This window comes from Chroococcidiopsis sp. SAG 2025 (genome assembly GCF_032860985.1).
Classification (GTDB): domain Bacteria; phylum Cyanobacteriota; class Cyanobacteriia; order Cyanobacteriales; family Chroococcidiopsidaceae; genus Chroococcidiopsis.
Genome location: NZ_JAOCNC010000001.1, coordinates 5,549,431 through 5,563,698 on the forward strand (window position 1 = coordinate 5,549,431; position 14,268 = coordinate 5,563,698).

The window sequence follows — 14,268 nt, forward strand, 5'->3', positions numbered from 1 at the left end:
AACGCGCTTACACTCAGGGACAGAAGCTAGGCTTGAGTGTGTGGTGCGAAGACGAGGCGGGACCATTTGGCACTGCTCCTTACCCTGGTAGCAATTGGCAGCCAGTAGGTAAACCGACACGGCAAGAACATGAATATATCCGTAATGGCACAGCCAAGCTGTTAACGCTATTCCATCCCGCTACTGGGCAAGTACGAGTTAAGGGTGTTACCAGTTGTACCAATGCTGTGTTGCACGAATGGCTCAAGCAAGAATTAGCTAGTGTTGTACAATCACTGCCAACTCCAGCTCGATTACTCAAGCCTGAAGAAAATCAACGGTTATGGAAAAGTTGGCAGCAGGGGTTGAAAGTACGCTTTACACTCCCACACGACTTACCGCCACTGCGAATGTTGCTAGTGATGGATAACTTGGTCGGACATAAAACTCCCCAGTTGGTATTGTGGCTGTGTGCTCATGGCATCATGCCGCTCTACACACCTCTTGGCGGTAGCTGGCTGAATATGGCTGAGTCGATTCAACGAATTCTCAAACGCCGAGCTCTAGAGGGGCATCATCCGCAAACAGCCTATCAAATTATTGAGTGGTTGGAAGCAACTGCTTTTGGATGGAACCAACAACCAACGCCGTTTGTCTGGGCAGGATTACGAGCGCAACGTCGAGACAGAGCGCGTCAAAGATTTCACTCTCTTGGTGGTTCTGGTGCCTGTACGCATCGTCCTCTTCGGCGGACAACTATTGCCAAAAATAATGGCAACACTCATACCAAATGACCCACTAGTTGTAATAGCGCTGCTTTTACCGCTTGCAATTGTGGCGCAGCAACTTGCAAAAAGTTTCCATTCCCACTATTAACTAAAGCGTTGTAGGCTTCTATAGCCCCTACTAATTTACCTGGAGAAATTACACTACCAGCAGTTAGCCCTTGTAAGCTTTTTACAAATCCTGCTGCTAGTTTTGTATCTGCACCCGCTGCAACTAAAGTGTTTTGAAATTGAATGGCAGCTGAGGTAGGATTTCCAGTTTCAGTCAGTATGCTTGCTAGTGCTTGCTGCGTCTCTGGGGGAATACCAGCGATCGCTCCTTTTGCCAGTAAACCGTTAAGCGCAGCAGCAGCCCGATCGATCGCAACTTGAGCAGCAGGATTAAAACCACCATTCCTCCCGGGAACAAAAGCACCACTAACAATATCACCAGTAGTGATAATAAAGCCCGTGACATCTGACTGGTTGTTCTTCTGAGCCAGAGCGGGTAACGAACTAACTAGCAAAAATGACCCTAAAGCTAAACTAATACAGAGCTGGCGTTGAACATTCATCATTTTGATTCCCTTCGTCACGACTTAAAAACGACCGACATAACCAACACCAAGAACAAATCGGACACCATCACCAGCATTACCAGTGACATCGGCAAGAGATGGAGTAATGACTAGAGGTAGACTTCGGAAAGGTACGACAGATACACCTAAGTTCAGATCTTGACCCGTCCAGTCTGCGATGAGGGAAAGTTGTTCAGTTGCTTGCAAGCCCATGCTGCCAAAAACATTAACCGTATCGTTACCATCTTCTACGTCCTCTTCAGAACGGAAGCGACCACCACCTAGACCTACTGAGGTTGTAATCTTACTAAAAGGCTTTGCTGCATCCTCTGTGAGACTGAAAACTTTACTGACTACGCCGTAAAGACTGCTACCACCGTCAGTCTCACCCCAAATAATTGCATTTTCCACCCCAACCGCAATTCCAAAGTTTGCTGGTAGGAGGCGATGCAGTTTGAAACTAATAGTCCCATCCCCGAAAGTATTTCCATACAGATCGACAGTTGTAGCCGCAATTTCTAGACCGACAGCTCTACTTGCATCGCCTAAACCAAATCCAAATGAAGCCGCTCCATCTGATTTGCTAGTATCGCGCGCTCTACCTTGAAAGCTCGTACCGAAGAAGGCACTACCCCAACCCGCACCAAATGCCGTGGGCGAACCAACACTCGATCCGCCACCTACGACTGACGGTCTGATCAAAGCTGTTAAAGGTGTCGCTTCGATGCGATACTGCTGACGCAGTTTTGCGACTTGCTCGGGTGTCAGTGGCTGTGGTTCTGGTGCGGATGCTACTGGAGTTGCTGGCTGCAAACCAACGACATATTCAGCCATTGGATCGTCAGCTCTCAGTTGCGGCATTTCACCCTGGTTCGCTAAAGCTTGGTAAATAAACGCTGCGACATCTGCACGGGTTGCCGTTTGATTTGGATGCAGTACATCCTTATTAGGATAGTTTACGACCAAGCGATTTGCTGTTGCCGCTGCCACTGGACTACGGGCAAAGTCGGGAATTTCTGCTGCATCTTGATACGAGGTATCGAGCAGGGTGGAAGATTCTGCTTTTGCAGACAAGTTCAGTCCGTTGGCTAGAGCTACCAACACTTGGACGCGGGGAATGTTTTGCTCTGGTAAAAAGGTGTTGTTGGGATATCCAGCCAGAAATCCTGTTTGGTAAGCTGTCTGGATTGCATCCTTTGCCCAGTAATATTCCGGTAAATCTGCGAAAGCGATCGCGTTGCGGTTAGATTGTTGTGGAAATGCTTTAGTGACAATTGCGGCAAATTGAGCGCGAGTTACTGGCTCGTCTGGGCGAAAACTACCATCGGGAAAACCTTGAACGATACCCCGCGATACTAGTCCGGCAATAAAACTCTGCGCCCAGCTACCCTGAATATCATTTAAAGTCGATACTTGTGCTAAATCTGAGGCTTTAAACTTTCGAGTTTGCAACACCTGTTCCAATGCAGTTGCACTATTTTGCTTCACTGCCATAGCGCGATCGCCTAGCTGTTTTTGGGCGATTGGCAAACTAGGATTGGCATTGGCTTTGTAGCTCAACTCGCAACAAGCAAGAGTCGCCAAGAGAATAGTGGTTGTAGCAGCTTTAACAATACACATTATAAGTAGCTCAGTGACTTAGAGAAAGTTACCAACTTCAAGACAGACGTATCCGCAGGAATTACTTGAGTTAGTAACTCCTCACACACCTTTGAGGCAAAATTTACTGATGAAATGAGCCTAATTTTTTAGATAAATTGTCTATCTAGAAGAAGTTAAAAGTTAGCCTGAAATAACTCAACTTCAAACGCAGTTTAGCCGCCTTTTTCCGTATCCCCATGCGTGGTTTCACTGAATTAACTTTTGGTTTACGGAGCGATCGCAATTACTATCAGTAGATCCACAGGATGAGCTTTATATATACGTAAGGGCGTACAACACTTAGTTGCACGCCCTTACGTAACTCAGTACGGATCGAATTTGACATTTGTAGGGGCGCACAGAGAAAGCGCCCCTACAGCTCGCGTGTTTTACTCAATTGAAAACCGCTATCAGCGACGCTCGGGTTTTGTGCCACTCCAACAGCGTCGGAGGGTTGCAAATTCGTCAAGCATTTCAAATGCAGCTTTGACATAATCTTGTCCCGTCCATTTTGCCGCTCGTGCTAACCCTCGTTGTACCAACGTTTGCCGCAAAATAGGGTCATCGTAGAGTGACTTAATCGCCAAAGCAACTTGCCGTTCATCTCGCTGATCGACTAGTAAAGCGGCATCTCCCAGCTGCTCTAAAGCACCTGACACGTTGGCAGCAACAACCGGACAACCTAAAGCAAATGCTTCCAAAGGAGGTATGTTATCAGGTCCGCAAAAAGACATAAAAGCTAGAGCAAATGCATGGCGATACAGGGGAACTATATCAGCTTGCGGTACAAATCCCAGAAAGTGAACTTGGCTAGATAAGTCGAGATCGGCAACAACTTGCTGAATATATTGCTTGTTGCCCTTTTCCGAGCCAACAAATACTACGGGTAAAATTAAATTGAATTGCGATCGCAGCCATTTAACCGCCATCAATAAAGCGACATGATTTTTGTGCGCCCAAAACTGTGCGGGATAAAATAGGTAATTTTCCGGTATATTGTACTTCTCTAGTATGTAGCGATCGCTGTTATATGGAGCATTCAACGCCCATTCAGGCGTGGGAAAAGGCAAGATCTTAATTCGGTCAGATGGTACTTGATAAAATCGTTCGACTTCGGCTCTACCTGCCTCTGTACCAGTCACGATAATTGAAGCACACCTCAGTACTTTTGCGTAAAACTGTTCTCGCTCGTCCCATTGTCCTTGGGTGCTGAGTTCTGGAAAGCACGGCTGTACCCGATGCTGTAGATCCCAAAGTGTCGTAATGTAAGGAATTTCGACTGTGCGAGTACTTGGTTCTAAATACCACACTAGATCGATTTCCTTGCCCAATATCGCAACTAAAATTACGTCTTTGAATACGCTGTTAAGTTTGAGTAAGTTTTTTGATTGTCGTAGTCTTTTCAATAGTTCTTTGACAGTTTTTAATGGCTGAAACAACAATAATTTTTTGACACTGTGATGCAGCGATCTATATTCAATATGTTGACCTAATGGAGGTGCTTGAGATAATCTTTTGTCCCAGCTATATACGATAAAAGTATGACCGCTTGTCCCACCAAATTCAGCGATCGCTCGAAATACTTCGTTTTCAAACGTAAAGCCTCCCCCAATTTGAGGAGTAAAATTTGATAAAAAAATTCCAACCCTCATTGAATCTCCTATAACGCAAGAAATGCTGTAAGTTAAAATCAAATATAGGGTGGGCATTGCCCACCCTACTATCTAATTAATTTGGTAAAAATTATGGCAATCGCAAAATTTCCTTGACTACCTCGACGACTCGTTCCATTTGTTCGTCAGTTAAAGCTATACCACTGGGAATGTAGAAACCGCGCCGAGCGATATTTTCTGCTACTGGACAAGACTCGTTAGCAAATAATCCCATTTTGTGGAAAACAGGTTGTTCGTGCATAGACCAAAAGAAGGGACGGCTACCAACTTGATGATGATGCAAGCGCCTCATTGCCTCTTTAGCATCAAATGGAACTTCATCTTTTAGTACTAATGCAAAGACCCAGTAGATATTATCAGCGTAGTCAGTCTGCGGGATTGGCAGTTGCAAGCCAGGTACATCTGACAATAGCTCGGTGTAACGTTGTCCCATCCGACGTTTACGAGCAATGAATTCGTCCAATCTTTCGAGTTGCGCTACACCTAAAGCGGCTTGAATATTACTCATCCGCAGGTTCCAGCCGAGTTCTTCATGGATGAAACGCTGCTGGGGTTGAAAACATAAATTTCGTAGAGAACAACAACGTTCAGCTAGGCGATCGTCATCGGTGAGAATCATTCCACCTTCGCCTGTAGTAATGTGTTTGTTCGGATAAAAACTAACGGTACTAATATTACCAAAACTACCGCAGGGACGATTTTTATAAGTTTGTCCGTGCATCTCGGCTGCATCTTCTATAATTTGCAATCCATACTTTGCCGCTAAAGCAAGTATTGGCTCCATATCTACAGGTAATCCATAAATATGAACTACCATGATTGCTTTGGTTTTGGGTGTGATTTTAGCCTCAATCTGGCTCACATCCATATTCCAGGTATGAGGATCGCAATCTACAACAACGGGTATAGCACCAGCACGAACAATTGCTGCCGCGCAGGAAATAATTGTGAAAGTAGGTAGAATGACTTCATCACCCGCACCAATACCTAGTGCTAATACAGCAGCGTCTAAAGCTACGGAGCCATTACTGACGGCAATGCCATATTTACGTCCTACTCTTGCCGCAAACTGTGCTTCAAATTGTTTGATAAATGGTCCTTCAGAGGAAATCCAACCAGTATCAATACATTGATTTAAATACTTTTTTTCATTACCATCTAACAGTGGTTCGTTGACAGGAATATAATCAAGCATATGTTTGTCATTCGTCATTAATCATTTGTTACTAGTTATTGACAAGGAGTAGGCGATCGTCGGCTAGCTGAGCTTGTTCTGCTTCAATACCAACAAATCGAGTTTTATCTAAATCGCCTACGTAGGGTCCTTGCTTGACTTCAAACATTTCAATTTCTTCTAATACTTCAAAGCCATGTCCTCCGGCGATTAAAAGAATCACGTCGCCAGCTTCGAGAATATAGCTTTCTAAATATTGCTGAGACTCATTATAAAAATCTACTCGTAGTCTACCTTTTATGATCAAAAGTACTTCTTGGGTATACTGCACTTCGCGTTTGACTGGATTGTGGACGTGAGGCGGAATAATTTTTCCAACAGGATGACGCATATAAGCTAATTGTTGTGAAAAATCGCCTGGAGTGAAAAAATGAATTCCAGGCGCTTGAAATTTATGAGAAACAATCATTGCTATTAATATATTTTCGTACTTAATTTCTCGAATCATACTGCTGTTCTAAATAAAATATGTGGTTGATATAGTTGCGATCGCGCTTAGTTATAGCAATGTTATTTGTGTTGTACGCAACTCACACTGCTGTGAAGCCAACGGCTAACGATCGACCGTCTAGCACCGCGAGATATGCTTAAAGTTCAGCACAAATTGCTATATATTTGGAAAATCTCCATGCCAAGGCGATCGCTTGCATGAAGAGATAGTTTTGTCAGTAGATCCCCTTAACTCAGTTGATGTAAGGTGTTTTTTGTACTAAGTAATAATAGTTACTCTGCTACAGCTCAGAACTGCATACAATCTAACCAAATAATTTCATACAAGCAAAATTACAGAAATACGTTTCTTCTAGGTACTGTCACTTACTGTCTGTCCAGTTCGATCTTGTCACCGGAGTATGGAGTATTTTCTGTTTCCTCGCACCGTAATGAATATTTAACTTATGTGTAAATCTTATCACGCTCAACTAGCGAATGTCATCCTCGCTGACATAATTGATACCATACTAGATTTTAAGTAATTAGCCATAACTATACTGAACGAGCGAGAAAACTCAATGATATACATCTATCACTAACTACCAACTACCAATTACCAACTATCATTTAACAAATCGAGATTTTGCTGTACTATTTGTTGAACTTTGAGCGTCACAGCATCCACAGTTTTAGCACGATCGCGTTGATATTCGGTAAAGAAGTCTTTAAGATTAATCGGTTCTCCAATTTTAATTCTGGCATGACGATATCCTTTAGCTGGGGGTTTATCGATATCAAATACTTCTCGTTCTAGGCGAGTGAGAGTGTCTAAAAATCTTTCTGGTGTTGGGTTTTCAGCCACGTAACCATCATAAATCGCATCAAAGTTTAGCAAGCGTTTAATTGATTTTTCAATTAAGCTGTATTTATTAGCGCGATTGCCTGTTGCAGTTTCGGTTTCTGTTGTTACTTCTGACTCTAGTGTATCTACTTGAGTTTTTAGTACGTATTCAACTCTATAGGTTCGTTCTCGCACTGGTTCTTTAGGATTAGAAGAAATGCCTAGCTGTTGTTCGCAGGATTCTAAAATATGCATCCGTAGCAGAGAAATACGATCGTTCCAGGTTAGTTCGTCTTTAGTAGGTGAATAAGTGTCATATTCTCGTTCCATGCGGACTAAGACATGTTGTGCGATCGCTTGCAGGCGATCGTAATCTTTTAAACTAGATTTTATATTTAATGCTCGTTCTAAACGGTTGAGAGATTGACGAATCACTCTCTGCATATCTTGCGTATAGCGGTATTTAATACTAACTGGCAAAGCATATAGATCGGGTACTTCTCCTTGCTTAGCTAGCTTACTCATAGCCTGAAAAGCAATTTGAACAGCGCCAGCGCGGAAAGGCATAACCGTATCGTTTTGAAAAGAACATCCTCCTTCTGGAAATATGACTAAACGGCAATGCGGTTGAGTTAATATTTCTATTGTTTGTGCAATACTGGGGCGATCGACTAAACCACGTCGAATAGAATAAACTCCTAATCGTTGAAAAATTCCAGTCATAAATCCTTGAAACAATTCGTATGCTGATAAGTAGTAAAACTTTTGGTTTACCTTACCAGAAAGAGCAAAGATTGCGATTGGATCTTGAAATGTGGGATGATTTGGTAATAAAAGTAATCTTTGCTCGTTTAAAGCCTGAATTTTCTCGATGGATTCGCGCTCGATACGTAATTCAAATTGAAAAAAATAGGGGATAACAACTGGAGCAATAACTTGAGCAAAGTTAATTAAACAAGTATTAGGTAAAGGAGGATAGAAGTAATTTTTCATTTTTACTGCAATGAATTTAGCGATCCATTTCCGTATATTTACTTGTTGATATATATTTAAAATCAAAAGGTGGGCATTGCCCACCCTACAAAAAGCGAATGTTATCGATTACCGCCAATCGCTCATACGACCGCAAAATTAACTAGTTTTCCAGGTACGACGATGACCTTTTTAATTTCCTTTCCTTCGATATATCGCTGCGCGGGTTCTGATTCTCGTGCTAGCTTTTCTTGCATTTGCCGATCGGCTTGAGCGGGAACTTGAATTGTGCCTCTGGTTTTACCATTAATCTGAATTACTAATGTCATTTCATCTGCCACCAAAGCATCTGGATCGGCTTTCAACCACGACTGTTTGTGAACCGATTCCTGGTTGGCGATCGCGTGCCATAATTCATCAGCAATGTGAGGCGCAAATGGAGCCAATAACAGAATTAATGTCTTAATTCCTTCTGCATACACTGGAGAATCTTTGCACGTTGCATCAGCCAGGGCATTGCTGAGTTTCATTAATTCAGAGACGGCTGTATTAAATTGATATTCTCCTTCTAAATCTTCGGTAACTTCCTTAATAGCCGTATGAATTGCCCGTTTTAAATCCTTTTCAATTTTGGATTTTGGATTTTTAACTTTAGATGGTTCTTTTGCATTTGGTTGCTGTGCGAATTCGGTGACTAATTGCCATACCCGATTCAAGAAGCGAAATTGTCCTTGAACATCTGCTTCATCCCACTCCAAATCTTTTTCTGGGGGTGCTTTAAACAGAATAAACATTCTGGCGGTGTCTACTCCATATTTAGCGATTACATCTTCTGGAGCAACACCATTACCCTTAGATTTGGACATGGTAGCGTAGACGAGTTTTAGCGGTTCACCTGTTTGCGGATCGCGAGGATCGTCTGCATTGACAATTGAGGTAGGAACCCATTTATCTTTGTCTGCTTTGTTGGGATTCACGTAAGTTAATCCCTGTACCATACCCTGAGTTAACAGGCGTTGGAAAGGTTCGTCAAAGTTGAGTAAATTGCTATCCCGTAAAACTTTGGTAAAGAACCGCGAGTACAATAAGTGTAAAATTGCGTGTTCTATTCCCCCAACATACTGATCCACGGGCATCCAGTCATTAACTCGTGCTGAATCGAAGACCTGCTTGTCATTCGTGGCATCGGGATAGCGCAAGAAATACCACGATGAATCGATAAACGTATCCATCGTGTCCGTCTCTCGCTTTGCAGGCGTGCCACAGGTAGGACAAGGTACGTTAACCCAGCTTTCCAACTGTGCTAAGGGCGAACCACCACGACCCGTAAATTCTACCTCTTCCGGTAATCTTACGGGTAAGTCTGCCTCTGGTACGGGTACGATACCGCAGTTAGGACAATGAACTACAGGAATGGGTGCGCCCCAATATCTCTGACGAGAAATCAACCAATCTCTGAGGCGATATTGAATTATGGCTTTACCCCAGCCTTGTTTCTCGGCGTATTCAATTACCGCTTGTTTGCCCTCAGTAGAATCCATGCCATTGAAAGAACCAGAGTTAATCATAATTCCTGGTTCCGTGTATGTCTCTTGTACAGACGTTACATGTAAAGTCTCTGCGTCGTTGTTTGGTGGCACAATGACCACTTGAATCGGAAGATTATTGCCTTGAGCAAATTGAAAATCTCTGGTATCGTGGGCGGGAACTCCCATGACTGCCCCAGTACCGTATTCATACAACACGTAGTCAGCAATCCAAATCGGAATTTCTGCACCTGTAAACGGGTTAATCGCCATTCCGCCTATAGGAATCCCGCGTTTGGGTTTATCCTCAGCCGTGCGTTCTAATTCGCTTTCGGCTGCAACTTCTTGAATAAATGCTTCTACTGCGGCTTTTCTGTCTGGTGTTGTCACCTGACGAGTCAAAGGGTGTTCTGGGGCTAGAACAACATAGGTAACGCCGTAAACCGTGTCGGGACGAGTGGTAAAAACACCGATTTTTTCCGAACTATCAACAATGGGAAATTCTAAATATGCCCCTGTAGATTTCCCAATCCAGTTAGCCTGCATCAGCTTGACTCGTTCGGGCCAGCCTGTCAATTGGTCGAGGTCTTGCAGCAATTCTTCGGCGTAGTCGGTAATCTTCAAGAACCACTGTTTGAGTAATTTTTTCTCAACTTTTGCCCCACTGCGCCAAGAACGCCCTTCACTATCAACTTGTTCGTTTGCCAATACGGTTTGGTCAATCGGGTCCCAGTTGACAGCTGCTTCTTTTTGGTAAGCAAGTCCGGCTTGCAAAAATTGTAAGAAAATCCATTGCGTCCACTTATAATAATCTGGCGAACAAGTGGCAAGTTCTTTATCCCAATCAATTGACAAACCCAGTCGCTTTAACTGGTCGCGCATTTGGACGATATTTTGTTCCGTCCATTTGGCAGGGGGAATATTATTTTTAATGGCAGCATTTTCTGCGGGTAAACCGAAAGCATCCCAACCCATAGGGTGTAGCACCCGATACCCCTGCATTCGTTTGAGGCGAGCAATCACATCCGTAATCACATAATTGCGGACGTGACCCATATGCAGGCTACCCGATGGATAGGGAAACATGGATAGGGCGTAGAATTTCGGCTTATCTTTGTTTTCGTCAGTTTTGTCTATACCTTGTTCTATCCAGGTTTTTTGCCACTTTTCCTCGATCGCTGCGGGATTATAACGGGACTCCACGAATGAGACTCCTAATGATGCGTTCGTGTCTGTCTCAATATTTTAAATTACTGTTAATGGGTAATTGGCGATCGAGAAGTCAAAAGTTAAAAGTTAAAAGTCAAAAACAATCGCTCACTATAAATTAATGAATGGCAAATGACAAATGACGAGATCGTAAAAGTCTTCGTATATGGCACGCTCAAGCCTGGAGAGGCAAATTATCAGCGTTATTGTGCGGATTATGTGGTGACAGCACAAGAAGCGATTGCTTTGGGTCAATTATTTGACTTACCTTTCGGATATCCAGCCATGACTCCTGGTAGTTTCAAAGTCTATGGAGTTCTGCTTTCTTTTACCAATCCAGATATTCTACAGCAGCTTGACTGGCTAGAGGATTACGACCCGCAAAGGGCGATCGCCGAAAACGAGTATTATCGGCAGTTAATAGAAGTCTACGACACTTCTCTAGCACCTATAGAGCGAGCTTGGACGTACTTGATGACTCCAGAACAAGTACACGCTTTTGGTGGCGTGCTTCTTCCTGATGGCTGGTGGAGCAGTCAGAAATCAGTGACCAGTGACCAGTGACCAGTTATCAGTGGCTAGTGGCTAGTGGCTAGTGGCTAGATTCCTTTCCGAGCGCTAGCCGTCAGTCAGTAGCCACTCACGACTCACTTCAATTAAAATTCTTATTTTGTGGATGGTGTTGTGGCTCTATTGGTCGATTGTTTTGATTTTGTCTTTCACCATTTGGTGAAGGAATCACGATCTTGGGGATTTCTACCACTGGGTCGTTGATAGCGACCATAAGTGGCTCAATTTTGGAGAGTCGGGCAAGTTGTGCGATTGGTGAATTTGGTAGGGTAGCGAGCGCGCCTACAAATACAGCTGCAATGGCAGTACCACCCCATACGATTGCCCGCCGTTGCGAGCGACGGTGTATCCTTTGATAGACCTGTTGAATAGTTTGTTCTACAGGTTCTTGTGTCGGTACTGGCAGCGTTCCAATGCCTTGACGGAGGTTGAGCAATCGCTCGTACAGCCGTTTGGTTTCTGGGTCATGTTCTAGCCATGTTTCTACCTCTCGCCTTTCGGCAGCGGTAACTTCCCCGTCCAGATATGCGCTCAGTAACTCGAAGCGATCGCGCTTCAACATATCCATAGCACCGATTAATTGATTTGCCTCAATAGTATGGTGTTTATCTGTTTCCCCTGGTTCGGGGCGATTGTCGATCCAACGTTTTTCATCAGAGGTCATTTTAACATCATCACCCACTTATTCATAGATATGTCTAGATAAGTCTCTCTACTACGCTACTGAGTTTGCCCATATGTCTGAAGATCTTAAAGGCTGGAACTAGAGTTTCGATCTACTTGCAAACGTATATTCTTGTGTCATTGCTTTCTATCTTCAGACTGATTGATTATTGACCATTAAGATAATTTTGCAGTTGCGATTGGAGTCTAGCTCTAGCTCTAGCAATTCTTGATTTGACAGTTCCTAGAGAAACGTTGGTAATTTCCGCAATTTCCTCGTAAGGCATTCCTTCAATTTCTCGCAGCACGATAGTTGTGCGAAAGACTTCGGGTAAATCTGCGATCGCCTCTTGCAACTGCTCGTAAAACTCTCGCGTTGTCAACTCTTCTTCAGGGCTGGGATTATCTCCGGCGATTTCCCAGTCCATTTCTCCATCATCGGCAAGGCGGGGAGTATCTAGAGATAAGGGACTTTTAACTCGCTTACGTTTGCGTAATTCGTCGTAAAAGATATTGGTGGCAATACGACTCAACCAGCCTCGGAATTTAGCTGGCTCGTTTAGCCGCTTAATGTTGCGGTAAACGCGAATCCAAACTTCTTGAGCTAAATCTGCTCTATCTTGCCAATCAGGTGCTAAATGATACAAAATACGCTCTACATGCGGCTGATAGCGGCGTAACAGCTCGGCAAATGCAGCCTTGTCTGGACGCAGCCCAGCCTGACAGCGCAAAATGAGATCGCGATCGGATAGCTTTTCTACTGTCACTGGCGCTGGAGTAACCGTTGCGTGAACTGTTGACCAGCATACAGGAATTGATTGACTCATAAATGCCAATGGCTCGAAAACATTCCCGATTCATAGACTGCCCCACTTTACAGAAGTTCCCTACAGCAAAGTGGAATCTTGCTCAAGTTAGAGACGTGAATCTGATACAAGTATGTTCCTGACTAGGGAGCAGGGAGTAGGGAGCGCACGAGCAGTGACCAGTTAACCGTCAACCGTCTTCACGCAGTGTAGCGAGCGCGTTTACTGTCAACCGTTAACGATCGACCATCAACCAACTACCATTCTCTAAAAGCTAGTTGCTGTCGGAGATCGCGGGGAAATATGACTTTCATTAAGGAGGATTTGGGGTTTTCTACGACCCGATAGCTGGGCTTCGCAGGTTCGTGGCTGATTGGTACGCCGACTCCAAGCAACAACTTGATGCACATGGTAATTGCGATCGCTAACATCAGCTTTTCTAACATCGCCTTTGTCCCCCACAACCACTAGCTGTACTTCACTGACAGTCACAAAACCGAGCGTTAACTTGAAACAACTGAAATCTAATTGCCAGAATTCTTTAGATATTTCTAGTTTGCCTATTTCTATCCTAAGATAGAAGCAAATCATAATACTATCTTAATATTTTCTTGGCTTTAGATGAAGATAGATTAAACTTAGTTTCAGCAAGTAATTGACAAAACTAATTTGTCTCCCACGCTCATGGTGGAAGACAATCTACAATCTGTCATTGGCAGTCTGTGTCTTTGTTTTTGGCAATCGGCAATTAGCTATTAGCGATTAGCTAAGAAATCTGTTGCTCGAAGTTAGGTGCGTAGGCTTGGAGTAGCATACTGACTTGTTTCACTACCTCTTTACCACCACTACTTTTACCGAGGGCTTGGCGTTCTGGGAAGAATTCGGGTCGGTCTAAGCTGCGGGCGATCGCTTCATCGATTTGTTGTACAATTAGCGCTGCCAGTTCTTCTTTTGCCCGCTGGCGTTGGTAATTAGCACCTTCTTCAGTCGTAGCATATAGGGGAGGAAGACGATTGAGTGCATAGGCAGCGATATCACCTACGTCTAGACTGTGACCGCTGGTAACTTTAATTTCTGCTACCCGTGCGATAACTTCAGTCAGCACTAACTCTTCCATGACGTTGATAAATTGTTTGCGCTGCACCGCTACAACTTCGCCAGTCAAGAGCGAACCCATCAACTTATCTAACGCCATATACTCTTCTATGGAAAGCTCGGAAGCAGTGTCACAGATTCTACCCACCTCTGCTTCCATGGCTGGTGTTAAATAGCCATCTTGAAGGGCTTGCTCGACAATTTGTTGAATGCTCATAACGCTGCTTTACCTATTTTGCTTTCCTATAGTTAAACTAACCCTGGATTGATTTTGCCCTGCTACAG

The 14,268-nt window shown here is 43.8% G+C and carries 13 protein-coding genes; 2 read left to right on the forward strand and 11 right to left on the reverse strand.

Going from position 1 to position 14,268, the window contains the following annotated elements:
• Positions 1 to 38: 38 nt before the first annotated feature.
• The gene (locus tag N4J56_RS27280) at positions 39 to 773 is read left to right on the forward strand and encodes a transposase (protein WP_317105834.1); all 735 of its coding nucleotides are present in this window, start codon (positions 39 to 41) and stop codon (positions 771 to 773) included.
• Here the strand turns inward: N4J56_RS27280 and N4J56_RS27285 are convergent.
• From N4J56_RS27285 to leuS, 7 genes are all read right to left on the reverse strand, one after another.
• Complete coding sequence (locus N4J56_RS27285) at positions 761 to 1,321, reverse strand: hypothetical protein (protein ID WP_317109296.1); 561 nt, start codon at positions 1,319 to 1,321, stop codon at positions 761 to 763. The two genes, N4J56_RS27280 and N4J56_RS27285, sit on opposite strands and share 13 nt — an antisense overlap.
• Positions 1,322 to 1,342: 21 nt before the next feature.
• The gene (locus N4J56_RS27290; RefSeq protein ID WP_317109297.1) at positions 1,343 to 2,941 is read right to left on the reverse strand and encodes an S-layer homology domain-containing protein; all 1,599 of its coding nucleotides are present in this window, start codon (positions 2,939 to 2,941) and stop codon (positions 1,343 to 1,345) included.
• A gap of 431 nt (positions 2,942 to 3,372) precedes the next feature.
• Positions 3,373 to 4,614 carry a glycosyltransferase family 1 protein gene (locus N4J56_RS27295; protein WP_317109298.1) on the reverse strand — a complete coding sequence of 414 codons (1,242 nt, stop codon included), beginning with the start codon at positions 4,612 to 4,614 and terminating at the stop codon, positions 3,373 to 3,375.
• Between the two features lie 91 nt (positions 4,615 to 4,705).
• On the reverse strand, positions 4,706 to 5,830 hold the full coding sequence (locus N4J56_RS27300) for a DegT/DnrJ/EryC1/StrS family aminotransferase (RefSeq protein WP_410500610.1): 1,125 nt from the start codon (positions 5,828 to 5,830) through the stop codon (positions 4,706 to 4,708).
• 31 nt (positions 5,831 to 5,861) lie between these two features.
• Positions 5,862 to 6,317 (reverse strand): hypothetical protein, encoded by a 456-nt coding sequence (locus N4J56_RS27305; RefSeq protein ID WP_317109300.1) that lies wholly within the window; start codon positions 6,315 to 6,317, stop codon positions 5,862 to 5,864.
• A 597-nt stretch (positions 6,318 to 6,914) separates the two neighbouring features.
• Positions 6,915 to 8,135, reverse strand: coding sequence for a 1-acyl-sn-glycerol-3-phosphate acyltransferase (locus tag N4J56_RS27310; protein ID WP_317109301.1), 1,221 nt, complete (start codon positions 8,133 to 8,135; stop codon positions 6,915 to 6,917).
• 122 nt (positions 8,136 to 8,257) lie between these two features.
• Positions 8,258 to 10,843 carry a leucine--tRNA ligase gene (gene leuS, locus N4J56_RS27315; protein WP_317109302.1) on the reverse strand — a complete coding sequence of 862 codons (2,586 nt, stop codon included), beginning with the start codon at positions 10,841 to 10,843 and terminating at the stop codon, positions 8,258 to 8,260.
• A 138-nt stretch (positions 10,844 to 10,981) separates the two neighbouring features.
• Here leuS and N4J56_RS27320 point away from each other — a divergent pair, with 138 nt between their 5' ends.
• Positions 10,982 to 11,413, forward strand: coding sequence for a gamma-glutamylcyclotransferase (locus tag N4J56_RS27320; RefSeq protein ID WP_317109303.1), 432 nt, complete (start codon positions 10,982 to 10,984; stop codon positions 11,411 to 11,413).
• 88 nt (positions 11,414 to 11,501) lie between these two features.
• On the opposite strand, the gene N4J56_RS27325 is transcribed toward N4J56_RS27320, so the two are convergent.
• The 4 genes from N4J56_RS27325 to N4J56_RS27340 all read right to left on the reverse strand — a co-directional run bounded on the left by N4J56_RS27325 (position 11,502) and on the right by N4J56_RS27340 (position 14,200).
• Complete coding sequence (locus N4J56_RS27325; RefSeq protein ID WP_317109304.1) at positions 11,502 to 12,083, reverse strand: anti-sigma factor family protein; 582 nt, start codon at positions 12,081 to 12,083, stop codon at positions 11,502 to 11,504.
• Positions 12,084 to 12,249: 166 nt separating this feature from the next.
• Entirely contained in the window at positions 12,250 to 12,909 is a 660-nt protein-coding gene (locus N4J56_RS27330) for a sigma-70 family RNA polymerase sigma factor (protein ID WP_317109305.1), read from the reverse strand.
• A 236-nt stretch (positions 12,910 to 13,145) separates the two neighbouring features.
• Positions 13,146 to 13,334: a hypothetical protein gene (locus tag N4J56_RS27335; protein ID WP_317109306.1), complete on the reverse strand. Its 189-nt coding sequence runs from the start codon at positions 13,332 to 13,334 to the stop codon at positions 13,146 to 13,148.
• A gap of 320 nt (positions 13,335 to 13,654) precedes the next feature.
• Positions 13,655 to 14,200: a late competence development ComFB family protein gene (locus tag N4J56_RS27340; RefSeq protein WP_015156757.1), complete on the reverse strand. Its 546-nt coding sequence runs from the start codon at positions 14,198 to 14,200 to the stop codon at positions 13,655 to 13,657.
• Positions 14,201 to 14,268 lie beyond the last annotated feature (68 nt).